Genomic DNA, 21,651 nt, shown 5'->3' with positions numbered 1-21,651 from the left:
GGTCTAGGAGATGGCGTCGACCGCGGTGGACAGCCGAGACTTGAAGGTGTCCGGGATTGGGATGTAGCCGTGCTCGGCGAGCCCGTCCTGTCCCGCGCCGATGGTGGCCTGCAGGAATGCCTTGACCGCGGTGCCGGTCTGCGCGTCGGGGTACTTCGAGCAGACGATCTCGTAGGTGGCCAGCACGATCGGGTAGGCGCCGGCCTCGGTGGGCTTGTAGAACGACACCGTGTCGAGCACCAGGTCGTTGCCCTGGCCCTTGATGGTGGCCCCGCCGATGGTCTTGCCGACCGAGTCGGCGCTGATGGCCACCGGGTCCGGACCCGCGGAGGTGACGATGCGGGCCATGTTCAGCTTCTCGGCCTGGGCGAACGACCACTCGTTGTAGGTGATGGAGCCCTCGGTGGACTTGATCGCCGCCGAGGTGCCGTCGTTGCCCTTGGCGCCCTCACCGACCCCGCCGTTGAACGTCTTGCCCGCGCCCTTGCCCCAGGCGCCGTCGGAGGCGGCGTCGAGGTACTGCTGGAAGTTGTCGGTGGTGCCGGACTCGTCGCTGCGGAAGATCACGTGGATCGGTTCGGCGGGCAGCGTGGTGTCGGGGTTGAGCGCGGCGATCGCCGGGTCGCCCCAGTCGGTGATGGTGCCGTTGAAGATCTTCGCCAGGGTGGGGCCGTCGAGGATCAGCGAGTTCACGTCACCGAGGTGGTAGGTGACCGCGATCGGGCCGAACACCACCGGCAGGTTCCAGGCCGGTGAGGTGCAGCGCTGCTGGGCGCGGGTCGCCTCGTCCGGGCTGAGCGGTACGTCGGAGCCGCCGAAATCGGTTTCATTGCCCAGGAATTCGTTGATGCCGGCGCCGGATCCGTTGGCGGTGTAGTTGACCGTCTGGTCGCAGGCATCCTGGAAGGCGATGACGAAACGGGCCATCGCGTTCTCCTGGGCGGTGGATCCGCTGGCCTTCAAGGTCTTCTGGCCGCCGCAGTCCACCCCGGCCGACGAGGCATGCGAGGTCTCCCCCGGGCTCTCCGCGCCCTCGTTGGTGGTGTTGTCCTCGCTGCCGCAGGCCGACACCAGCAGTGCACTGGTGGCCAGAACGGAGAATGCCGCGCCGAATCGCTGGAGGTTCATGTTGGGTTCCTTCGAACGGTAGGGAACGCCTCGGGGACACTGCCCCCGGGGTCGTCTCGTCGTGCGGATCCGCGCTGGATTCGACGCTAACAGCGCGGTGCCGCAATGGGAATGGTCGCGACGTGCATACCCAGCGAGTTGACAGCCAAGCCCCAGCCGGGCCGGTCTTGGCGGCTCAGACCTTCTTCGGCGCGAAGAGCCGCGCGGCCAGCCGGGCCCCGACGTTGAGCACCCCGATCAGCAGGATCAGCGTCAGCCCGGCACCCCACATCCGGTCGGTGGGGATGACGTTGGTGCCCGCGCCCGCGGAGGTCTCGTCGTACATCATCCCGGGCAGCGACCCCATGAACCCCGACAGCATGTCAAAGTTCATCGCCTTGGCGTAGCCGACCAGCACCAGCAGCGGGGCGGTCTCCCCCATCACCCGCGCCAGCGCCAGCATGATCCCGGTGACGATGCCCGACAGCGACGTCGGGATCACGATGCGCACGATCGTCTTCCACTTCGGCACGCCGAGTGCGTAACTGGCCTCCCGCAGGTCCATCGGGACCACGGTGAGCATCTCCTCGGCAGAGCGCACGATCACCGGGATCATCAACAGCACCAGCGACAGCGAGACCGCCAGCCCGGAGCGTTCGGCGCCCAGCGTGGCCACCCACAGTGCGTAGATGAACAGTGCGGCCACGATCGAGGGCACCCCGGTGAGGATGTCGACCATGAATGTCGTCAGCTTGCCCAGCCGGGTGCCCGCGCCGTACTCCACCAGATAGATCGCGACGAAAACCCCGATCGGGATGGAGATCGCCGCGCACACCAGTCCCTGCAGGACGGTGCCGACGATGGCGTGATACGCCCCGCCGCCTGCGGAGAAGGCGGTCATGCCGGCCTGCGAGTGCCACCACCAGGTGGTGTTGGTGATGGCGTGGAAGCCCTTGGTGACCACCGCGTAGAGCACCCAGACCAGCGGCGCCAGAGCGGCCAGCATGGCGGCGGTGACCAGCACCGTCGCGGCGCGGTCGGCCAGCCGGCGCCGCCAGCCCAGGCCGGCGAAGGTGCGTTCCTTGACCGGGCGGTCCAACAGGGTGGTCATCGGCTGCTCCCCATCGTGACCGCGGCGCGGGCGGCGGCGTTGACCACGAAGGTCAGCACGAACAGCACCAGGCCCGCGGCGATGTAGGCGCCCGCCTTGTACTGGTCGTTGAACTCCGAGGCGGTGGCGGCGATCTTGGAGGCGAAGGTGAACCCGCCGTCGAACAGCGACCAACCGAACGCCTTCTGGGTGCCGCGCAGGATGATCAGCAGCGCGATGGTCTCACCCAACGCGCGGCCCAGCCCGAGCATCGCGCCGCTGACGAACCCGGACCGGCCGAACGGCAGCACGGTGGTCTTGATGACCTCCCAGCGGGTGGCGCCGAGCGCCAGGGCGGCCTCGATCTGGCCCTGCGGGGTCTGAACGAACACCTCCCGGGCCACCGCGGCGATGATCGGCAGGATCATCACCGCCAGCACGATGCCGCCGGTGAACACCGTGCCGCCGCCGCCCACCGAGGCGTTGCCGGTGGAAAACAGGAACAGCCAGCCCAGATGTTCGTTGAGCCACAACGCGATCGGGCGCAGCCACGGCGCCAGCACGTACAGGCCCCAGACGCCGTAGATGATCGACGGCACCGCGGCCAGCAGGTCCACCAGGTAGCTCAGCGGGGCCACCAGCCGCCGCGGTGCGTAGGCGGTGAGATAGATCGCCACCCCGAGCGCGACCGGCATGGCCAGCAGCAGCGCGAACACCGACACGAACACGGTGACCTGCACCAGCTCCAGCACCCCGAAGTGCATCGCGGAGGTGTCGGTGGTGATCCAGTTGCCGCCGTAGGTGAAGAAGTTCTCCTTGTTGCGGGCCAGCGCCGGGATGGCCCGCCACAGCAGAAACAGCCCGATCGCGCCGATCAGCGCGACGATGAAGCCGCCCGAGCCCACCGCTAGGGTGCGGAAGATCCGGTCGCCCAGGTGGGTTTTGACCCGGCCCGCCTCCGGGGGGACGGCTGCGGGCGCGACGGCCGGGTGCGGGTGGCCGGCGATCTCCCCCGAACCGGCGTCGGCCGGATTCGGTGTGGTCATCGCTGTCCCATCCCTGTCGCGGGGCTCCGGCCGGTCACTGGATCGCTTCGATCGACGCTACAAGTCGCTCGGTGAACCGGGCGGGCAGGGGCACGTAGCCGGCCGGAGGCAGGGTGTCCTGCCCGTGCTCGGCGGCGGCGAGCAGGAAGGATTTGACCGCGGTGGCCGCGCCCGGGGCGTAGCCGCCGGAGCAGACGATCTCGTAGGTGGTCAGCACCAGCGGGTAGGCGCCGGGCAGGGTCGCGCCGTACAGCGAGTCCAGGTCGAGGACCAGGTCGTGGCCGTCGCCGGCGAACGCGGCGGCGTCGACCGCGCGGCCGGCGGCGTCGTCGGTCAACGCGACCGGGCCCGAGCCGCTGTCGATCCGGGCGTAGGTCAGGTTGGCCTGGTCGGCGAAGCCCTTCTCGACGTAGCCGATCGAGCCCGGGGTGGCCTGCACGGCCTGCACCACCCCGGCCGACTTCTGCGCGCCCTCGCCGACCCCGCCTTGGAACTCGGTGCCGGCCCCGGCGGTCCAGGCGTTCGGCGCGGCGATCGACAGGTACTTCTGGACGTTGTCGGTGGTGCCCGAGGAGTCCGAGCGGTAGATCGGGGTGATCTCCAGATCCGGCAGCGCCACGCCGGGGTTGACCGCGGCCAGTGCCGGGTCCGACCAGCGGGTCAGCCGACCGGCGAAGATGTCGGCGAGCAGGTCGGGGGTGACGGTCAGCGTCTGATCGATGCTGTCGTCGAGGTTGTAGGCCATCGCGACCGCCCCGAACACCAGCGGCAGGTTCCAGGCCGGGTGGTCCTGGCAGCGGCGTCGGGCGGCGTCGCGCTGGCGCTCGGTCAGCGGGCTATCCGAGCCGGCGAAGTCGACCTGCCCGGCGATGAACTGCTCGCGGCCCGCACCGGAGCCGGTCGGGTTGTAGGCGACCTTCTTACCGGGGCAGATCCGGGCCCACACCTGGTCGAACAGCGCGATCGCGTTCTGCTGGGCGGTGGAGCCCTCCCCGGTCAGCGTCGACTTGCCGGTGCAGTCGGCGACCACCCCGGACAGGTCGGGGCCGGGTCCGAGGTTGTCGTCGCTGCCGCAGCCGGTGAGCGCCGTCACGGTCGCCACCGCTGTCGCCCCCAGGGCGGTCTTCGTTCGGCCGGTGAGTGCCAATCTGCGTTTCCTGGTCGTTGCTGGACGCGGCTCAGGGCAAGCTAGGCGGCGGTGGTGAACGCCGGGTTAACAGTCCGACCGGTCACCGGGGCGTGGCGTCGCTGCGCTGGTAGGCGGTGTCGACGCTGTGCACGTCGAACCCGAGTTGCTGGTAGGTGTGCACGGCGGCGGTGTTGTCGGCCTCCACGTAGAGCATGACGGTCGGGTTCTGCGCGTCGGCGAGTCGCTCGGCCAGCCAGGCCACCCCGACCGCGGTGAGCACCCGGCCCAGCCCGCGGCCCTGGGCGGCGGGGTCGACGCCGACGACGTAGACCTCGCCGAGGCCGGGTTTATCGGGGTGGATCTTGGTCCAGTGGAAGCCCAGCAGGGTCTGCGGGTCGGTGTCGTCGAACGCCAGGAACAGCCCGGCGGGGTCGACCCACGGCTGGTTGAGCTCGTCGGTGAGGTCGGCGGCGCTCCAGCCACCCTGCTCCGGGTGCCAGGAGAACGCGGCGTTGTTGACCCGCAGCAGCTCGGCGTCGTCGGCGGCGCCGGCGTAGGAGCGGATCGTCACCCCGGCGGCGGGGCGCGGCGCGGGCACGTCGTGCAGGCTGCGGCGCATCTGGACCAGTTCGCGCACCGCGACCAGGCCGGTTTTTTCGGCGGTGGCCCGCGCCGGGGCCAGGGTGCCGTGCGCCCAGAACCGGCTCGCCTGCCCGGAGCGGGCCAGGGCGGCGCGCACCAGCGTGGTGCCGATGCCCCGGTGTCGCCGGCGGGGGTGCACGACCAGCTCCGACATCGGTGGGGCGTCGTCGCGGGCCGGGGCGAGGTTGAGGTAGCCGGCCAGGGTGTCGTCGACGTGGATCAGCAGGTGCTCGGTGGTCTCGCCGGTCAGCGCGCGCAGCACCTGGTCGCCGACCGGGGCGACCCGGTCGGTGTCGGTGGCCGCGGCGATGAGGGCCCGCACGTACTGCTGCTCGCGGGCGCTCAGCCGGGTCTGCCAGCCGTCGGCGGTCACGGCGCGTGCTGCGGGTCGGGGGCGTCGTCGGCTGCGTCGGGGGCTGCCTCGTCGGCTGCGTCGGGGGCTGCCTCGTCGGCTGCGTCGCCGGCGACCGCGGTGCCCGCGGCGCCGCGCGCCCGGCTGGGCAGCACGGCCTTGTAGCCGACGTTGCGCACGGTGCCGATCACCGACTCGTATTCGGGGCCGAGCTTGGCGCGCAGCCGGCGGACGTGGACGTCGACGGTGCGGGTGCCGCCGAAGAAGTCATAGCCCCACACCTCCTGCAGCAGCTGGACCCGGGTGAAGACCCGGCCCACGTGCTGGGTCAGATACTTCAGCAGTTCGAACTCCTTGTAGGTGAGGTTCAGCGGCCGGCCGCGCACCCGCGCGGTGTAGGTGCCCTCGTCGATCACCAGTTCGCCCAACACTATCTGGTGGTTGTGGTCGTCGTCGGACTCCTCGCCGCGCCCCACGGCCAGCCGCAGCCGCGCGTCGATCTCGCCGGGCCCGGCCGCGGGAAGCAGGATGTCGGCCAGGCCCCAGTCGGCGTTGACCGCGACCAGCCCGCCCTCGGTGACCACGGCGATCACCGGCACCGAGCGGTCGGTCGAGCTGATCAGCTGGCACAGTTTGCGCACCGCAACCAGATCGCTGCGCGCGTCGACGAGGACCGCCTCGGCGTCCTCGACCGCCAGCAGCGCGGCCGGGTCGGGCGGCTCGGTGTGCACCGCGTGGCTCAGCAGCGACAGCGCGGGCAGGACGGTGTCGGGATGCGGATCGGCGGTCAATAACAGCAGCTCCAACAGGGCCCTCCAACGTCGGGGAGCACCGCCCGCGGCTTGTGCCCCTCGTTCTTCCGGCCACACTCCGTTGGGCACCAGGTGGTCTAACGATAACGCGCCACCTGCTGTTTCACCGCGCCGCGGGGCGCTGTGGGCGATCCGCGCCGCGGTCTGGTTCACAATGATCGGGTGCGCAAGGTCTGGGTCGGCGGGTTGGCGACGGTGTTCGCGGTGGTGCTGGTGGCCCTCGGCGTCGACTTCGGGACGAGCATCTACGCCGAATACCGGCTGTCGAAGTCGGTGCGCGAGGCGGCCCGGCTCGACCACGACCCGAATGTGGCGATCCTGGCGTTCCCGTTCCTTCCGCAGGCCCGCGCCGACCACTACCGGGAGCTGGAGATCAAGGCCGTCGCGGTGCGCCACCCGCAGGTGGAGACCGCCACGCTGGAAGCCACCATGCACGACATCGGGCTGGTCGACCGGTCCTGGCTGATCGCGCCGGACGCCACGCTGACCGTCGGGATGCTGGAGAGCCGCATCATCATCGACTCGCGGCACCTGGGCAAATTCATCGGCGTCACCGACCTGATGGTGGAGGCGCCGCGCGTCGACACCAACGACGCCACCGGCGGCACCACCGAATCGGGGATCTCGCGCAGCCGCGGGCTGGTGTTCACCGGCACCCCCGAATCCGCCGGCTTCGATGAGCGGGTCAGCGTCGCGGTGGACCTGACCGTCGACGGCCCCGCCCGCAACATTCTGGTGATCACCCCCACCGACATCCTCACCGGCGCAGACACCGCCAACCAGCAGGTCCCCGACGACAAGCGCGAGGCGGTGCTCGAGGCGTTCGCCGCCCGGCTGCCCGACCAGACCCTGCCCTACCGGGTGGATCCGACCAGTTGGGGTGCGCGCGGCTCCGACGTGATCATCGAGGGCATCGTCCACGACGTCACCGTCGACCTGGCGGGATTCCGGCCGTCGTGACCGCGCTGCTGGTGCTGGCGGTCGGGCTGGGCCTGGCCGCGCTGGCCGGCTGGCTGCTGTCCCGCCGCGGCGGGGTGCTGCGCGAAGCCGACGGGGCGGTGGCCGACCCCGAACTGCTGGGACTGTCGCGCAGCGGCCCGACCGTGGTGCACGTCTCGGCGCCGTGGTGCGGGCCGTGCGTGGCGGTGCGCCGGGTGGTCGAGCAGGTCTGCACCGAGCTGGACGTCGCCCACAACGAGATCGACATGGACGCCGATCCCGTTGCCGCCCGGGCACTTTCGGTGCTGTCGTTGCCGACGACGTTCATCTTCGACGCCGAGGGAAGGCAGCGGTTCCGGGCCTCGGGGGTCCCGACGGCGGAGGCGCTGCGCTCGGCGTTGCGGGCTCTGCTGGCTTGACAGGGCAGGCATTGGGTAAGCTGTCCCGCGTGTTAGCCCGCCTTGAGCTTGTGCTCACCAAGCGCCGCGCAGTGGACCTGTGCCGCGTTGCGGGTTGCTGCTGTTGTCGCTGTCGCTAGTCGGCGCGTCGCTTTCCGCGCCCGGAGCAGCCGGTATGGCTGGACTCCACCCCGGCCCCTCGGCCCATCCATCAGCAGAGCAGCAGGAGTATCACGATGTCCACCACCCCCACCGTCGGCACCGTCGACGTGCGCGGCCCGCGGTTCAGCGCCTGGGTGACCAGCGCGGTGCTGACCGCGGTGCTGCTGATCGCGCCGGTCAGCGCGGTCGCGGCGGCGGTGCTGCTGGGTGTGCAGGCCGCGGTGTTCGCCGCAGGCGCCCTCGGCGGGCCGCGTCGGCACCCCTACGGGCAGGTGTTCGCCCGGTTCGTCGCCCCGCGCCTGACCCCGGTGCGTGAGCGTGAGCCGGTGGCGCCGCTGCGCTTCGCCCAACTCGTCGGCCTGGCGTTCGCGGTGGTGGGCCTGGCCGGCTTCGCCGCGGGTGTCCCCCTGATCGGATTCGTCGCCACCGCGTTCGCGCTGGCGGCGGCGTTCCTCAACGCGGCCTTCGGCATCTGCCTGGGCTGCCAGCTGTATCCGCTGTTTTCCCGTCTGACCCCTATCACCAAGTAACCGAAAGGATCTCCACCATGGCTCGTTCCGATGTTCTGGTCTCCACCGAGTGGGCCCAGAACAATCTCGACGCCGAGAAGACGGTCTTCGTCGAGGTCGACGAAGACGTCAGCGCTTACGACACCGGGCACATCCCCGGTGCGGTGAAGCTGGACTGGCGCAAGGACCTGCAGGACCCGGTGAAGCGCGATTTCGTTGACGCCCAGCAGTTCTCGAAACTGCTCAGCGAGCGCGGCATCGCCAACGACGACACCGTGATCCTCTACGGCGGCAACAACAACTGGTTCGCCGCCTACGCCTACTGGTACTTCAAGTCCTACGGGCACCAGAACGTCAAGCTGCTCGACGGCGGGCGCAAGAAGTGGGAGCTGGACGGTCGTCCGCTGACCACCGACACGGTCAACCGGCCGGCGACCTCCTACACCGCGCAGCCGCTGGACAACAGCATCCGCGCGTTCCGCGACGACGTGATCGCCGCGATCGGGGAGAAGAACCTGGTCGACGTCCGCTCGCCGGAGGAGTTCTCCGGAAAGATCTCTGCGCCTGCGCATCTGCCGCAGGAACAGAGCCAGCAGCGTGGCCACGTCCCCGGCGCCATCAACGTGCCGTGGAGCAAGGCGGCCAACGAGGACGGCACCTTCAAGTCCAACGACGAGCTGACCAAGCTCTACGCGGACGCCGGCCTGGACACCAGCAAGGAAACCATTGCCTACTGTCGGATCGGGGAGCGCTCCTCGCACACCTGGTTCGTGCTGCAGGAACTGCTGGGACATCAGAACGTCAAAAACTATGACGGCAGTTGGGTGGAATACGGCTCCCTGGTGGGGGCCCCGATCGAGTTGGGAAGCTGAATATGTGCTCTGCACCGAAACAAGGACAGACCCTGCCCGCGGGCGTCGACCCGGAGAAGGAGACGGTCATCACCGGTCGGGTGGTGGACGGCTCCGGTCAGGCGGTCGGTGGCGCGTTCGTGCGTCTGCTGGACGCCTCGGATGAGTTCACCGCCGAGGTGGTCGCGTCGGCCACCGGTGACTTCCGGTTCTTCGCCGCTCCCGGGTCCTGGACGCTGCGTGCGCTCTCCCCGGCCGGCAACGGTGACGCGGTGATCACCCCGTCGGGCACCGGCATCCACGAAGTCGACGTCAAGATCGCCTGAGGCACGGCCCCGAGGGGTCGTCCCCGGCCGTCCGGAGTCCCCGGCGGCCGGGGGCGACGGGCCGTGCGTCCCGACCGGGCTCCCGGTCGGCTGGCGACGGCGTGCTGGGCGTCCCCAACCGACCGGACTCCCGGTCGGCTGGCGACGCGGGGCTGCCCTTAGACTGACCATCGTGGTGTTGTTCTTCGAGATCATGCTTGTGGCGGCCACCGCGGCCATCACCTGGTTCGCGCTCTACGTCCTCTACCGGCAGATCACCGACGAGTCGTGACCGCAGGGCCGACCCCCGGTTCGGGTGACCGCGCGGTGTCGGCCGCCGCGGAGCGGGCGCGCAAGACCGCCGACCGCAACATCCCCACCTTCGACGACCTGCCGGTACCCGCCGACACCGCCAACCTGCGGCACGGCGCCGACCTGCAGGACACCCTGCTGGCGCTGCTGCCGCTGGTCGGGGTGTGGCGCGGGGAGGGCACCGGTCGCGACAGCGCCGGCGACTACCGGTTCGGTCAGCAGATCGTCGTCTCCCACGACGGCGGGGACTACCTGAACTGGGAGGCGCGCATGTGGCGCCTCGACGACGACGGCGCCTACCAGCGCCAGGCGCTGCGCGAGGTCGGGTTCTGGCGGTTCATCGAGGATCCCGACGACCCGGCCGAGACGCAGGCCATCGAGCTGCTGCTGGCGCATTCGGTGGGCTACATCGAACTGTTCTACGGCCATCCGCGCAGCCAGTCATCCTGGGAGCTGGCCACCGACGCGCTGGCCCGCAGCAAGTCCGGCGTGCTGGTCGGCGGCGCCAAACGGCTCTACGGCATCGTCGAGGACGGCGACCTGGCCTACGTCGAGGAGCGGGTGGACGCCGACGGCACGCTGGTCCCGCATCTGTCCGCGCGGCTGTCGCGTTTCGTGGGCTGACGCGCGCACCCTCAGCGCGCGACCGCGGCGTCCACCAGCGCGACGAACTCCGCGGCCCGCGCAGGGTCCGCCAGCGCCTCGCCGTCGAGGGTGTGCACCCGCGCGGTCAACGTCATGCTCGAGACCAGCCACACCCCGCCCGCCGAACGCAGATCGGCCAGCCGCAACTGGCGGTACTCGCAGCGATAGCCGGCCTCCTCGGCCACCGCGAACAGCGCCTGCTGGGTGGTGCCGGCCAGAATCGGCTGCGAATGCGGCGGAGTAGCAAGCGTGCGGCCGTCGACGCCGGCGATCACCACCGTCGAACGCGGGCCCTCCAGCACGCTGCCGTCGGGGCTGAGGAAGATCACGTCGTCGGCGCCCTGGCGGGCGGCATGGCGCAGCGCGGCCATGTTCACCCCGTAGGACAGCGTCTTCGCCCCGGCCAGCAGCCACGACTCCGCGCCGCTGGGCAACCCGCGCTGCAGCGTGATCGCCGCGACCCCGTTCTCCCGGGTGGCCTGGATACGCGACGCCACCGCGGTGATCATCACGTAGGCCGTCGGGGTGGTGCCGCTCTCCCGGCCGCGGCTGTAGACCAGCCGCAGCGCGCCCTCCCGGTCGGCCGGCCACTGCGCCACCGCGGTCTCGATCGCCTGCCGCCAGGCCCCCTCGTCGGGGGCGGGCAGGTCCATCATCGCCGCCGACTGGGACAGCCGCTGCACATGCGCATCGACCAGGCAGGCCCGGCCGCCGCGCACCAGCAGGGTCTCGAAGACGCCGTCGCCGCGCAGCGCGGCCAGGTCGTCGGCGTGCAGCAGCGGCGCGTCGAACGGATGGGTGCGGCCGTCCAGCGTGACGATCACCGCGGGAACGCTGCTCATAGCGCAGCAGCCTATCCAGCGGACTGGCACGCTCGTACAGTTGAGGGCATGAACGCCGTCCCCGCCCCCGAGAACGGACCCGACACCGGAGCGACCTGGCATTACGGCGACCCCCTGGGCGAGCAGAACGCGGCGGCCACCGCCGCGGTGGTCATCGACCGCTCGCACCGTGCCGTGGTGACGCTGACCGGCCCCGAACGCCTCAGCTGGCTGCACACCCTGTGTACCCAGCACGTCGCCGACCTCGCCGACGGCGCCAGCACCGAGAACCTCTGCCTCGACGGGCAGGGACGTGTCCAAGATCACTGGCTGCAGACCGACCTCGGCGGGGTCAGCTACCTCGACACCGAGCCCTGGCGCGGCGAACCGCTGACGAAGTATCTGCGTTCGATGGTGTTCTGGGCCGACGTGGCCGTCGAACCCGCCGAGCTGGCGGTGCTGTCACTGCTGGGACCGGCGCTGACCGACCCGGCGGTGGCCGCCGCCCTCGGCGTCGACGCACTGCCCGACGAGCAGACCGCGCTGCCGCTGCCCGACGGCGGGTTCGTCCGCCGCACCCCCGGCGCCGCCACGATCGAACTGGACGTGCTGGTCCCGGCCGCGCAGGCCGGCGAACTGCGCACCCGCCTCACCGGCGCCGGGCTGCGGCCGGCCGGGGTGTGGACCTACGAGGCGAACCGGGTGGCGGCGGTGCGCCCGCGGCTGGGCGTGGACACCGACGAGCGCACCATCCCGCACGAGGTCGGCTGGATCGGCGGCCCCGGCGTGGCCGCGGTGCACCTGGACAAGGGCTGCTACCGCGGGCAGGAGACCGTCGCGCGGGTGCACAACCTGGGCAAACCGCCGCGGATGCTGGCGCTGCTGCACCTGGACGGCTCCAGCGACCGCCCCGAGACCGGCGACCCGGTGCGCGCCGGCGGGCGTGCGGTGGGCCGGCTGGGCACGGTCGTCGACCACGCCGAGCTGGGCCCGATCGCGCTGGCGCTGCTCAAACGGGGTCTGCCCGCCGACACCGCGCTGGTGACCGGCGCGGAAGAGCAGGTCGCGGCGGTGATCGACGCCGACTCGCTGCCGCCGCCGGACGCCCCCGGGGCGGGCCGGCTGGCCGTGGAGCGACTGCGTGGGCGATGACCATCGGCACGTCTCGCCGAAGGGCACGGTAAGCTGTCGGCAGGACAATACACAGACACACAGATCGGAGCCGCCTGCACGTTGGGCCGCTCCGTTATTGCGCGAGGGGGTCCCCCGATGGGCCGCGGCCGGGCGAAGGCAAAGCAGACGAAGGTTGCACGAGAACTGAAGTACAGCTCTCCGCAGACCGACTTCGAACGACTCCAGCGGGAGCTGTCCGGTGGGGGTCGCCCCGACCCCGACGGCGACGACCGATTCGGGGACGACGACTGGCGGCGCTGAGCGCCCGGTAGTCAGAACCGCGGGTGCTGGCCCACCAGCGTGGCCCGCGGTCCGTCCTTACCACCCTTTTTGACCGTCCCGAGCACCCAACTGTCCAGGTGCCGGGCGGTCAGGACGGCCAGGGCACGGTCGGTGTCCTCCGGGGCCACGACCGCCACCATCCCGACGCCCATGTTGAAGGTCTTCTCCATCTCGGCGCGGGCGATCCGGCCGCGCTGGGCGATCATCGCGAACACCGGCGCGGGCGCCCAGGTGCTGCGATCCAGTTCGGCCTGCAGCCCGTGCGGGATGACCCGGTCGAGGTTGCCGGCCAGTCCGCCGCCGGTGACGTGGCAGAAGGTGCGCACCTGGGTCTCGGCGGCGAGTGCCAGGCAGTCCTTGGCGTAGATGCGGGTCGGCTCGAGCAGCTCCTCGCCCAGGGTGCGGCCGAACTCCTCGACGTGGCCGCCCAGGTTCATCCGGTCGATCTCCAGCAGCACCGAGCGGGCCAGCGAGTAGCCGTTGGAGTGCAGCCCCGAGGAGCCCATCGCGATCAGCACGTCGCCGGGGCGGACCCGGTCGGGGCCGAGCACGTCGTCGGCCTCCACCACCCCGACCCCGGTGGCGGAGATGTCGTAGGCGTCGGGGTCCATCACGCCGGGGTGCTCAGCGGTCTCCCCGCCCAGTAGGGCGCAGCCGGCCTGCACGCAGCCGTCGGCGATGCCGGCGACGATCGCGCTGACCCGTTCGGGCACCACCCGGCCGACGGCGATGTAGTCCTGCAGGAACAGCGGCTCGGCGCCGCAGACCACCAGGTCGTCGACGACCATCGCGACCAGGTCCAGCCCGACGGTGTCGTGCTTGTCCATGGCCTGCGCGATCGCCAGTTTGGTGCCGACGCCGTCGGTGGAGGCGGCCAGCACCGGCTCGCGGTAGTCGCCGCGCAGGGAGAACAGGCCGGCGAAGCCGCCGAGTCCGCCGCGGACCTCGGGTCGGGTGGCCTTGGCGGCCAGTGGCTTGAACAGGTCGACGGCACGTTCCCCGGCCTCGATGTCCACCCCTGCCGCCGCATAGGTGACGCCCTGGTCACCGGCTGAGCGCTTCGTCATCGTGATAGAGGTTACCGGGCAGCCGCCCGGTGTGGGTGGCTGCGGTCCCTACGGGTGCTGCGGCGCGGCGACGGTCTCGGCGGCCGGGCTGCTCGCGTCGCGGGCGGTGGTGGCCAGCATCTGTTCGACGACGTTCTTGCCCAGGGCGGTGTGGCCGGGCAGCGGGATCGGGTAGTTGCCGTCGAAGCAGGCCGCACACAGCCGGGAGGCGGGCTGCTCGATGGCCGCGATCATGCCTTCCTTGGAGACGTAGCCGAGGCTGTCGGCGCCGATCGTGCGGCGCACCGCCTCCACCATCTCGGTCTCGTCGTCGACGGCGTTGGCGATCAGTTCGGCCGGGGAGGCGAAGTCGATGCCGTAGAAGCACGGCCATTTCACCGGCGGTGCGGCGATGCGCACGTGCACTTCCAGCGCCCCGGCCTCGCGCAGCATCCGCACCAGCGCGCGTTGGGTGTTGCCGCGCACGATGGAGTCGTCGACGACGATGAGCCGCTGGCCCCGGATGACGTGCTTGAGCGGGTTGAGTTTGAGCCGGATGCCCAGTTGGCGGATGGTCTGGGAGGGTTGGATGAAGGTGCGGCCGACGTAGGCGTTCTTCATCAGGCCCTGGCCGAACGGGATGCCGGACTCCTGGGCGTAGCCGACGGCGGCGGGGGTGCCGGATTCGGGCACCCCGATCACCAGGTCGGCGTCGGCTGGGGCCTCGCGGGCCAGCCGGCGGCCGATCTCCACCCGGGTGGCGTGCACCGAGCGGCCGGCGATGGTGGAGTCCGGCCGGGCCAGGTAGACGTACTCGAACGCGCAACCCTTCGGGGTGGGCTCGGCGAAGCGGGTGGAGCGGACCCCGTCGGCGTCGATGGCCAGCAGTTCACCGGGTTCGATGTCGCGGACGAAGGAGGCGCCGACGATGTCCAGCGCCGCGGTCTCCGAGGCCACCACCCAGCCGCGGTCCAGCCGGCCCAGCGACAGCGGCCGCACGCCGTGCGGGTCGCGGGCGGCGTAGAGGGTGTCCTCGTCCATGAAGGTCAGGCAGAACGCGCCGCGCACGGTGGGCAGCAGGTCCAGGGCGGCCTGCTCCAGGCTGGTGTCGGCCGAGCCGTGCGCCAGCAGCGCCCCGAGCACGTCGGAGTCGGTGGTGGCGGCCTCCAGGCCCTGGTTCTGGATCAGCCCGGCCTTGCGCGCCCGGCTGAGCAACTCGGTGGTGTTGACCAGGTTGCCGTTGTGGCCGAGTGCCACCCCGGTGCCCGCCGGGGTGTTGCGGAACACCGGCTGGGCGTTCTCCCAGGTGGTGGAGCCGGTGGTGGAGTAGCGGCAGTGCCCGATCGCGACATGGCCGGGCATCGCGACCAGGGTCTGCTCGTCGAACACCTGGCTGACCAGGCCGAGATCCTTGAACACCAGCATCTGGGCGCCGTCGGCGACGGCGATGCCGGCGGCCTCCTGGCCGCGGTGCTGCAGCGCGTAGAGGCCGTAGTAGGTGAGCTTGGCGACTTCTTCGCCCGGTGCCCAGACCCCGAATACGCCGCACTCCTCGCGTGGCGGGTTCTCCGGCTGCTCGGCATTGAGCGGCTGCTGCGTGGTCACAATCGGGGCGGCTCCCTGGCGCGGGGTTGGTGACGGTCGCAGTGTAACCGGCTCAACCGTCCAGCCGCATCAACGGAAGCGCGGACCCGATCTCACCAGCGCGGATGCCGGAGAGCTGCATCACACCGGAGTCGACGGCCTGCTGCATGGTGAGCAGCCCGCAGGCCAGCAGCAGCCAGGTGCGCGGGTCGGTCTCCACCACGTTGGGTGGGGTGCCGCGGGTGTGCCGCGGCCCGGCGACGCATTGCACGGCCACGAACGGCGGGATGCGCACCTCCACCGACGCGCCGGGGGCGACGGCGGCCAGGGTGCGGGCGGTCAGCCGCACCGCGGCGGCCAGGTCGGCGCGCGCCGGCGCCTCGGCGGCGTCGGCGGGGTCGGCGTGCAGCCAGCCGGCCAGGGCCTGCACGGCGGCGCGGGTCTGCACCGGGTCGGGTGGGCGGCGGGCGGCCATCTCAGCGCCGGTCCCGCTGGACGGCGAGGGCGGCCACGGCGCCGGACTGGTTGATCGCCAGGTGGGCCAGCAGTGGGGCGGCCAGGCTGCCCGAGCGTCGGGCCAGCGCACCGAACAGCCAGCCGGCCGCCGCGGTGACGGCGACGGTGGGCAGCACCGGGGTGCCGCCGGCGCGGGCGTCGGCGATGTGGAACAGCCCGAACACGGCGCTTTGCAGCAGGCGCCCGCCGGTGGGTCCGAAACCGTTCTCGGCGGCGGTGGCCAGTGCACCGCGAAACGCCGCCTCCTCGGCCCACACGGTGCCCAGCGGGATGCGCCACAGCAGCCATCCGGCCGGCGGCGGCAGTTCGCGCAGCGCCATCGCGGCGCGCACCGGCGCCAGGGCGGTCGACGCGGCGGTGCCGGCGGCGACGGTGCCGGCCAGTGGCAGCCCCAGCCGCAGGCCGGCACCGAGGCCGACCCGGTGCAGCCCGAGCGGCGCACCGAAGACCGCCGCCAGCGCGGTGGCTCCCAGCGCCTGCACCGGGGTGCGCCAGCGCAGCGGGATGGCGGCGACCGCGAAGCTCCAGCCGATCAGCCCCGCTCCGAGCAGCAGTGCGGAGATCCGGTCCCTGGTCATGGCACCGTGTCCGGTTCGGCGCGCAGGGCGGCGCGGATCCTCTCGGTGTCGGCGCTGTCCCAGCCGTCGGGCGGCAGCACGGCGGCCCAGCCGTCGAGGATGGTGTCGCCGTAGTTGTGTCCGTGGCGCTCCGGGACGGCTTCGCCGTTGGTGATGTCGAAGGCGACCTGCCAGAACGTGACGATCGGGTACCAGCGCATCGAGGCGCTGCGGTCCGGTCCGGGCGTCTCGGTCAGCCAATCCGGTTGGGAGAACAGCAGATCCGGTGACCACCACACCACCGGGTCGGAGGCGTGCTGCAAATAGAGCACGCGCGGTCCCGGCCAGGGCGGGGCGGCGACCTCGGCGATGTCGGCCGGGTCGGTGGCCTGCGAGAAGCGCACGGTGCGGCCGTTGTCGTAGCGCGGCTCCACCGCCGGGGTGCCCGGGTCGCGGCGCGCCTCCAGTTCCCGCCACAGCCGGCTGGCATTCGGCGGGCCGACCCACAGCACCGCGTCGAAGCCCCGGTCGGCGACGTCGGGCAGCCAGTCGAAGGCGCCCTGCCCGGCCAGTGAGCCGAGGCTTTCGCCGTAGAGCGCGAGCTTGGGCCGGTGCGCGACCGGCAGGTCCTGCCACCAACCCTGCACGGTGTCGATGAGCGCGCGCCCGGCGGCCAGCGACTTCTCCTCGTCGCCGAGGAACGAGATCCAGCTGGGTAGATAGGAATACTGCACGCCGACGATCGCGGTGTCCCCGCCGTACATCATCTCCAGCGAGTCCGCGGCGACCGGGTTGATCCAGCCGGTGCCGGTGGTCGGCACGATCACCAGCACCTCGCGTTCGGCGGCGCGGGTGCGCTCGAGTTCCTTGACCAGCAACGCCATTCGCTCGTCGGCATCATCGGCGCTGTGCAGGCCGGCGTAGACCCGGATCGGCTCCTTGGCCTCCCGGCCGGTGAGTGCGGTCAGTTCGTCGACGCTCGGTCCGCCGGCGACGAAGTTGCGGCCCTGCCGGCCCAGTCCGTCCCACGACACCAGCGACTCCGGGCTGCCGGAGCGTTGCGGGGCCATCGGCCGGCTCACCCCGGGATCGGTGGCGTTGTTGCGCGGTTCGAAAACCGTGTTGGCGCCGAGGAAGAAGCCGCGCACCAGCACGCCGTTGATCAGCGTGACCCCCAGCACCACCACGATCGCGGTCCCGATGAACAGCGCCACCTCACTGTGCAGGTGCCACCGCCGGATCAGCATGCGCGACAACGCTTTGGTGACGTCGATGAGTACGCGCGCGACCGCGATGGCGGCAGCCGCGGCCCCGGCGGCCACCAGCAGGGTGCGCAGATAGCCCGCGGTGCCCGGGCCGGGCAGCTCCATCAGCGCGGAGACCTGCCGCTGCCACGACGCGGCCGGGATCAGCATCCCCACACACGCGATCGGTGCGACGATCACCACGGTCGCCTTCAGTGCCCGCAGCACCGGCGGCGGGGGCGGCCACCAGGTCGCGTTGCGCAGCACCAGTCGGTGCACGACCGCTCCGATGCCCACCCCGAGCGCGTAGCCGATGACGGCGTTGATGGCGCCGATCAGCCCCTGGAACAACCAGTCCCGGGGCAGCAGCGACGGGGTCAGCGACAGGCAGAACAGCAGCGCCCCGAACGCCACGCCGACGAAATCCAGCCGCAGCAGCCCCCACGCCCACGCCAGCAGCGGCCGGGCGGCACTGGTGAGCCGCTGGTCAGCCGGTGCGCTCATCGGGCACGGTCATCCGAACAGTCCGGGCAGCACGCTCTCGGAGGTGCTGCGCAGTTCGGCCAGCGACACGGTGAACTGGCCCTGCACCTCGACGCTGTCGGAGCCCTGGTCGACCACGCCGACGCGGGTGGCGGGCAGCCCGCGGGCCTCGCACATGGCGGTGAACCGGCTCTCCTCGGTGCGCGGGACGGCGACCAGCACCCGCCCGGCGGATTCGGAGAACAGGTACACGAACGGGTCGACGCCCTCGGGCAACACGATCCGGCAGCCGGTCTCCCCGGCCAGCGCGGATTCCACGACCGCTTGGGCGAGCCCCCCTTCGGAGAGGTCGTGGGCGGCCGAGAGCAGCCCGTCGCGGGAGGCGGCGGTCAGCACGTCGGCGAGCAGTTTCTCCCGCTGCAGGTCCACCGCCGGCGGCAGCCCGCCGAGGTGGTCGGCGACCACCTGCGCCCAGATGGAGCCGTCGAACTCGTCGCGGGTCTCCCCCAGCAGCATCAGGGTCTCGCCGGGTTCGGTGCCGAACGCGGTGGGGATGCGCCGGTCCACGTCGTCGATGACGCCGAGCACCCCGACCACCGGGGTGGGCAGGATCGGGGTGGCGCCGGTCTGGTTGTAGAAGCTGACGTTGCCGCCGGTGACCGGAATCCCCAGGGCCGCACAGCCATCCGCAAGTCCGCGGACCGCCTCGGCGAACTGCCACATCACTCCCGGGTCCTCCGGGGAGCCGAAGTTGAGGCAGTTGGTGACCGCGATCGGGGTGGCCCCGGTGACCGCGACGTTGCGGTAGGCCTCGGCCAGGGCGAGCTGAGCGCCGGCGTAGGGGTCGAGCTGGGTGTAGCGGCCCGACGCGTCGGTGGAGATCGCGATGCCACGCCCGGTGGTCTCGTCGATGCGCAGCATGCCGCCGTCGGCGTGCTCGGCGAGCACGGTGTTGCCGCGCACGTAGCGGTCGTACTGCTCGGTGATGAACGCCCGGCTGCACAGGTGCGGGCTGCCGATCAGCGCCAGCAAGGTGTCGCGCAGGTCGGTGCCGGTGGCCGGGCGGGGCAGCCCGGCGGTGGTGTCGGCGTTGAGGGCGTCCTGGGTTTGCGGGCGGGCCAGCGGCCGCTGGTAGACCGGGCCCTCGTGGGCGACGGTGCGCGGCGGGACGTCGACGACGGTCTCGCCGTGCCAGGTGATGACCAGCCGGTCGCCGTCGGTGACCTCACCGATGACGGTGGCCAGCACGTCCCACTTGGCGCAGACCGCCAGGAACTTCTCCACGTTCTCCGGGGCGACCACCGCGCACATGCGTTCCTGCGATTCGCTGGAGAGCACCTCGGCGGGGGTCATGCCCTCGGCGCGCAGCGGCACCTTCTCCAGGTCGATGGCCATGCCGCCGTCGCCGGCGGACGCCAATTCCGAGGTGGCGCAGGACAATCCGGCCCCGCCGAGGTCCTGGATGCCGACGACCAGCTCGGCGGCGTAGAGCTCCAGGCAGCATTCGATGAGCACCTTCTCGGTGAACGGGTCACCGACCTGCACCGCCGGCAGCTTCTTGCGCCCGGCGCCGGCCTCGTCGCCGGCGAAGGTGTCCGACGCCAGCACCGACACCCCGCCGATGCCGTCGAGGCCGGTGCGGGCGCCGAACAGGATGATCTTGTTGCCGGTGCCCGAGGCGAACGCCAGGTGCAGGTCCTCTTTTTTCAGCACGCCCACGCACAGCGCGTTGACCAGCGGGTTGCCCGCGTAGCTGGCGTCGAAGACGGTCTCGCCGCCGATGTTGGGCAGGCCGAGGGAGTTGCCGTAGCCGCCGATGCCGCGGACCACCCCGTCGACCATCCTGCGGGTGTCGGGGGCGTCGGCGGCGCCGAAGCGCAGCTGGTCCATCACCGCGACCGGGCGCGCGCCCATCGCCATGATGTCGCGGACGATCCCGCCGACCCCGGTGGCCGCGCCCTGGTACGGCTCCACATACGACGGGTGGTTGTGGGATTCGACCTTGAAGGTGACCGCCCAGCCGTCGCCGATGTCGACCACCCCGGCGTTCTCGCCGATGCCGGCGAGCATGGCCTCGCGCATCTGCTCGGTGGTGGTCTCGCCGAAGTAGCGCAGGTGCACCTTGGAGGACTTGTAGGAGCAGTGCTCGCTCCACATCACCGAGTACATGGCCAGCTCGGCGTCGGTGGGCCGACGGCCGAGGATCTCGCGGATGCGGGCGTACTCGTCGTCCTTGAGACCCAGCTCGGCGAACGGCTGGGGCTGGTCGGGGGTGGCGGCGGCGTGGTCGACGGTGTCGAGGTGTTCGGGGGGCACGGGCGTCACGACCACAGCTTAGTGGGCCGGTCGCCGCGGATCACCGCGCCGGCGCTCCCCCCGGGGCCAGGAACGCGCCCAGCGCGGCGGCGTAGGCGCCGACGTCGGCCGCGCCCATGAACTCCCGCGCCGAGTGCATCGCCAGCTGCGGTGCGCCGACGTCGACGGTGGGGATGCCGGTGCGGGCAGCGGTCATCGGCCCGATCGTCGACCCGCAGGGCAGGTCGGCGCGGTGCTCGTAGCGCTGCAACGTCACCCCGGCCTGCTGGCAGGCCAGCGCGAACGCCGCGGCGGTGCGCCCGTCGGTGGCGTAACGCAGGTTGGGGTGCACCTTGAGCACCGGGCCGGCGTTGACCGCGATCTGATGCCCCGGCTCGTGGCGCTCCGGGTAGTTGGGGTGGGTGGCGTGCGCCATGTCCGCCGACGCCAGCAGCGAGCCGGGCAGCGCGGCCAGGAAGTCCTGCCGGTCACCGCCTGCGGCGGCCACGATGCGCTCCAGGGCGGTCAACAGCAGCTCGGAGCCGGCGCCGTGGTCGGAGGTGGAGCCGACCTCCTCGTGGTCGAACAGCGCCAGCACCGGGGTCTGCTCGCCGGGTTCGGCGGCCAGCAGGGCGGTCAGCCCGGCATGGCAGCTGGCCTGGTTGTCCAGCCGCGGCGCGCTGACGAACGCCTCGCCGACCCCGGTGAGCCGCGACGGCGCCAGGTCGTGGGTCATCAGGTCGAAACCCAGCACGTCGTCGACGGCCACCCCGGCGCGCTCGGCGACGTAGTCCAGGAAACCGGTGGTCTGGTAGTACAAACCGGCACCCTCCCCGGCCGCCCACACCGCGTTCAGGTGCCGCTGCGGGTCCAGGGCCAGCGCCTTGCGGTCCTCGGCGAGGTGGATCGCCAACTGGGGCACCCGCAGGATCGGCTCGTCGACCCGGACCAGGACGTCGCGGAGCGCCGAGTCCGACCGCACCGACAGCCGGCCGCTGATCCCCAGGTCGCGGTCCAGCCAAGAGTTCAGCCACACCCCGCCGTAGGGCTGCAGCGCGACCAGCGACCAGCCGGCGACCTGCCGGTCCGGGTGCTGCTTGACCCGCAGGTTGGGGCTGTCGGTGTGGGCGCCGACGATGCGGAAGCCGCGGCCGGGCCGCTCGGCGGCGTGCCAGGCCACGATCGAGCCGGAACGGCGGGTGAACAGCCGCCCACTCGCCGGCCACCGGTCCGCCTCGGCCACCTCGGTGTAGCCGGCGTCGCGCAGCCGCTCGGCGACCGTCGCGCAGACATGGAACGGCGACGGTGAGGCGTCGATGAACCGGCATAACTCCGCAGCTGTGGCCGTCAT

General features: G+C 71.7%; 23 protein-coding genes. 9 read left to right on the top strand and 14 right to left on the bottom strand.

Annotation, left to right across the window (positions count from 1 at the left end):
* Window positions 1-3: 3 nt before the first annotated feature.
* From pstS (AWC30_RS11630) to AWC30_RS11605, 6 genes are all read right to left on the bottom strand, one after another.
* Entirely contained in the window at window positions 4-1,128 is a 1,125-nt protein-coding gene (gene pstS / locus AWC30_RS11630) for a phosphate ABC transporter substrate-binding protein PstS (RefSeq protein ID WP_085110388.1), read from the bottom strand.
* A gap of 175 nt (window positions 1,129-1,303) precedes the next feature.
* A complete protein-coding gene (gene pstA / locus AWC30_RS11625) occupies window positions 1,304-2,218 on the bottom strand; it encodes a phosphate ABC transporter permease PstA (protein ID WP_085110387.1) in 915 nt (304 codons plus the stop codon).
* Complete coding sequence (gene pstC / locus AWC30_RS11620; RefSeq protein ID WP_085110386.1) at window positions 2,215-3,243, bottom strand: phosphate ABC transporter permease subunit PstC; 1,029 nt, start codon at window positions 3,241-3,243, stop codon at window positions 2,215-2,217. Before pstC ends, pstA begins: the two co-directional genes overlap by 4 nt.
* A 34-nt stretch (window positions 3,244-3,277) precedes the next feature.
* Window positions 3,278-4,336, bottom strand: coding sequence for a phosphate ABC transporter substrate-binding protein PstS (gene pstS, locus AWC30_RS11615; RefSeq protein ID WP_234808053.1), 1,059 nt, complete (start codon window positions 4,334-4,336; stop codon window positions 3,278-3,280).
* 136 nt (window positions 4,337-4,472) lie between these two features.
* On the bottom strand, window positions 4,473-5,387 hold the full coding sequence (gene mshD / locus AWC30_RS11610) for a mycothiol synthase (protein WP_085110384.1): 915 nt from the start codon (window positions 5,385-5,387) through the stop codon (window positions 4,473-4,475).
* A complete protein-coding gene (locus AWC30_RS11605; protein WP_085110383.1) occupies window positions 5,384-6,172 on the bottom strand; it encodes a winged helix-turn-helix domain-containing protein in 789 nt (262 codons plus the stop codon). Before AWC30_RS11605 ends, mshD begins: the two co-directional genes overlap by 4 nt.
* 168 nt (window positions 6,173-6,340) lie before the next feature.
* Here AWC30_RS11605 and lmeA point away from each other — a divergent pair, with 168 nt between their 5' ends.
* The 7 genes from lmeA to AWC30_RS11575 all read left to right on the top strand — a co-directional run bounded on the left by lmeA (window position 6,341) and on the right by AWC30_RS11575 (window position 10,278).
* The gene (lmeA, locus tag AWC30_RS11600) at window positions 6,341-7,138 is read left to right on the top strand and encodes a mannan chain length control protein LmeA (RefSeq protein ID WP_085110382.1); all 798 of its coding nucleotides are present in this window, start codon (window positions 6,341-6,343) and stop codon (window positions 7,136-7,138) included.
* Entirely contained in the window at window positions 7,135-7,536 is a 402-nt protein-coding gene (locus tag AWC30_RS11595; RefSeq protein ID WP_085110381.1) for a thioredoxin family protein, read from the top strand. Before lmeA ends, AWC30_RS11595 begins: the two co-directional genes overlap by 4 nt.
* Window positions 7,537-7,565: 29 nt before the next feature.
* The gene (locus tag AWC30_RS18310) at window positions 7,566-7,655 is read left to right on the top strand and encodes an Ms5788A family Cys-rich leader peptide (protein ID WP_353612566.1); all 90 of its coding nucleotides are present in this window, start codon (window positions 7,566-7,568) and stop codon (window positions 7,653-7,655) included.
* A 96-nt stretch (window positions 7,656-7,751) separates the two neighbouring features.
* Complete coding sequence (locus AWC30_RS11590) at window positions 7,752-8,207, top strand: DUF4395 domain-containing protein (RefSeq protein ID WP_085110380.1); 456 nt, start codon at window positions 7,752-7,754, stop codon at window positions 8,205-8,207.
* 17 nt (window positions 8,208-8,224) lie between these two features.
* Window positions 8,225-9,058, top strand: a complete 834-nt coding sequence (locus AWC30_RS11585) for a sulfurtransferase (RefSeq protein ID WP_085110379.1) — start codon at window positions 8,225-8,227, stop codon at window positions 9,056-9,058.
* A gap of 2 nt (window positions 9,059-9,060) precedes the next feature.
* Window positions 9,061-9,363: a DUF1416 domain-containing protein gene (locus AWC30_RS11580; protein WP_066854652.1), complete on the top strand. Its 303-nt coding sequence runs from the start codon at window positions 9,061-9,063 to the stop codon at window positions 9,361-9,363.
* A gap of 267 nt (window positions 9,364-9,630) precedes the next feature.
* Complete coding sequence (locus tag AWC30_RS11575; protein ID WP_085110378.1) at window positions 9,631-10,278, top strand: heme-binding beta-barrel domain-containing protein; 648 nt, start codon at window positions 9,631-9,633, stop codon at window positions 10,276-10,278.
* A gap of 11 nt (window positions 10,279-10,289) precedes the next feature.
* On the opposite strand, the gene AWC30_RS11570 is transcribed toward AWC30_RS11575, so the two are convergent.
* Window positions 10,290-11,123 (bottom strand): aminodeoxychorismate lyase, encoded by an 834-nt coding sequence (locus tag AWC30_RS11570; protein WP_207568433.1) that lies wholly within the window; start codon window positions 11,121-11,123, stop codon window positions 10,290-10,292.
* Between the two features lie 66 nt (window positions 11,124-11,189).
* Here AWC30_RS11570 and ygfZ point away from each other — a divergent pair, with 66 nt between their 5' ends.
* The gene (gene ygfZ / locus AWC30_RS11565) at window positions 11,190-12,272 is read left to right on the top strand and encodes a CAF17-like 4Fe-4S cluster assembly/insertion protein YgfZ (protein ID WP_085110376.1); all 1,083 of its coding nucleotides are present in this window, start codon (window positions 11,190-11,192) and stop codon (window positions 12,270-12,272) included.
* A gap of 117 nt (window positions 12,273-12,389) precedes the next feature.
* Window positions 12,390-12,554 carry a DUF3073 domain-containing protein gene (locus AWC30_RS11560; RefSeq protein ID WP_085110375.1) on the top strand — a complete coding sequence of 55 codons (165 nt, stop codon included), beginning with the start codon at window positions 12,390-12,392 and terminating at the stop codon, window positions 12,552-12,554.
* Between the two features lie 11 nt (window positions 12,555-12,565).
* On the opposite strand, the gene purM is transcribed toward AWC30_RS11560, so the two are convergent.
* Genes purM through AWC30_RS11525 form a run of 7 tightly spaced genes read right to left on the bottom strand, consistent with a single transcriptional unit; the run spans window position 12,566 to window position 21,651 of the window.
* Entirely contained in the window at window positions 12,566-13,642 is a 1,077-nt protein-coding gene (gene purM, locus AWC30_RS11555; RefSeq protein WP_085110374.1) for a phosphoribosylformylglycinamidine cyclo-ligase, read from the bottom strand.
* 48 nt (window positions 13,643-13,690) lie between these two features.
* Window positions 13,691-15,226 carry an amidophosphoribosyltransferase gene (gene purF / locus AWC30_RS11550; protein WP_085110373.1) on the bottom strand — a complete coding sequence of 512 codons (1,536 nt, stop codon included), beginning with the start codon at window positions 15,224-15,226 and terminating at the stop codon, window positions 13,691-13,693.
* Between the two features lie 52 nt (window positions 15,227-15,278).
* The gene (locus AWC30_RS11545) at window positions 15,279-15,680 is read right to left on the bottom strand and encodes a sterol carrier family protein (protein WP_085110372.1); all 402 of its coding nucleotides are present in this window, start codon (window positions 15,678-15,680) and stop codon (window positions 15,279-15,281) included.
* Window position 15,681: 1 nt separating this feature from the next.
* Window positions 15,682-16,299 (bottom strand): Rv0804 family intramembrane glutamic endopeptidase, encoded by a 618-nt coding sequence (locus tag AWC30_RS11540; protein WP_085110371.1) that lies wholly within the window; start codon window positions 16,297-16,299, stop codon window positions 15,682-15,684.
* The gene (locus AWC30_RS11535; RefSeq protein WP_085110370.1) at window positions 16,296-18,026 is read right to left on the bottom strand and encodes an alpha/beta hydrolase; all 1,731 of its coding nucleotides are present in this window, start codon (window positions 18,024-18,026) and stop codon (window positions 16,296-16,298) included. The genes AWC30_RS11540 and AWC30_RS11535 overlap by 4 nt, the downstream gene beginning before the upstream one ends.
* 9 nt (window positions 18,027-18,035) lie before the next feature.
* Complete coding sequence (gene purL, locus AWC30_RS11530; RefSeq protein WP_207568432.1) at window positions 18,036-20,321, bottom strand: phosphoribosylformylglycinamidine synthase subunit PurL; 2,286 nt, start codon at window positions 20,319-20,321, stop codon at window positions 18,036-18,038.
* Between the two features lie 40 nt (window positions 20,322-20,361).
* Window positions 20,362-21,651, bottom strand: a complete 1,290-nt coding sequence (locus AWC30_RS11525) for a M18 family aminopeptidase (RefSeq protein WP_085110369.1) — start codon at window positions 21,649-21,651, stop codon at window positions 20,362-20,364.

The sequence above is a fragment of the Mycolicibacillus trivialis genome (assembly GCF_002102395.1).
Taxonomy (GTDB): domain Bacteria; phylum Actinomycetota; class Actinomycetes; order Mycobacteriales; family Mycobacteriaceae; genus Mycobacterium; species Mycobacterium triviale.
This window is presented reverse-complemented; position numbering and strand designations above follow the sequence as displayed.

Coding starts and splice junctions, on each gene's coding strand:
- AWC30_RS11590 (WP_085110380.1), top strand. CDS start 7,752: ATGTCCACCACCCCCACCGTCGGCACCGTCGACGTGCGCGGCCCGCGG.
- AWC30_RS11585 (WP_085110379.1), top strand. CDS start 8,225: ATGGCTCGTTCCGATGTTCTGGTCTCCACCGAGTGGGCCCAGAACAAT.
- AWC30_RS11525 (WP_085110369.1), bottom strand. CDS start 21,651: ATGACGGCCACAGCTGCGGAGTTATGCCGGTTCATCGACGCCTCACCG.
- purM (WP_085110374.1), bottom strand. CDS start 13,642: ATGACGAAGCGCTCAGCCGGTGACCAGGGCGTCACCTATGCGGCGGCA.
- ygfZ (WP_085110376.1), top strand. CDS start 11,190: ATGAACGCCGTCCCCGCCCCCGAGAACGGACCCGACACCGGAGCGACC.
- AWC30_RS11580 (WP_066854652.1), top strand. CDS start 9,061: ATGTGCTCTGCACCGAAACAAGGACAGACCCTGCCCGCGGGCGTCGAC.
- pstA (WP_085110387.1), bottom strand. CDS start 2,218: ATGACCACCCTGTTGGACCGCCCGGTCAAGGAACGCACCTTCGCCGGC.
- AWC30_RS11560 (WP_085110375.1), top strand. CDS start 12,390: ATGGGCCGCGGCCGGGCGAAGGCAAAGCAGACGAAGGTTGCACGAGAA.
- AWC30_RS11540 (WP_085110371.1), bottom strand. CDS start 16,299: ATGACCAGGGACCGGATCTCCGCACTGCTGCTCGGAGCGGGGCTGATC.
- pstC (WP_085110386.1), bottom strand. CDS start 3,243: ATGACCACACCGAATCCGGCCGACGCCGGTTCGGGGGAGATCGCCGGC.
- pstS (WP_085110388.1), bottom strand. CDS start 1,128: ATGAACCTCCAGCGATTCGGCGCGGCATTCTCCGTTCTGGCCACCAGT.
- AWC30_RS11545 (WP_085110372.1), bottom strand. CDS start 15,680: ATGGCCGCCCGCCGCCCACCCGACCCGGTGCAGACCCGCGCCGCCGTG.
- AWC30_RS11535 (WP_085110370.1), bottom strand. CDS start 18,026: ATGAGCGCACCGGCTGACCAGCGGCTCACCAGTGCCGCCCGGCCGCTG.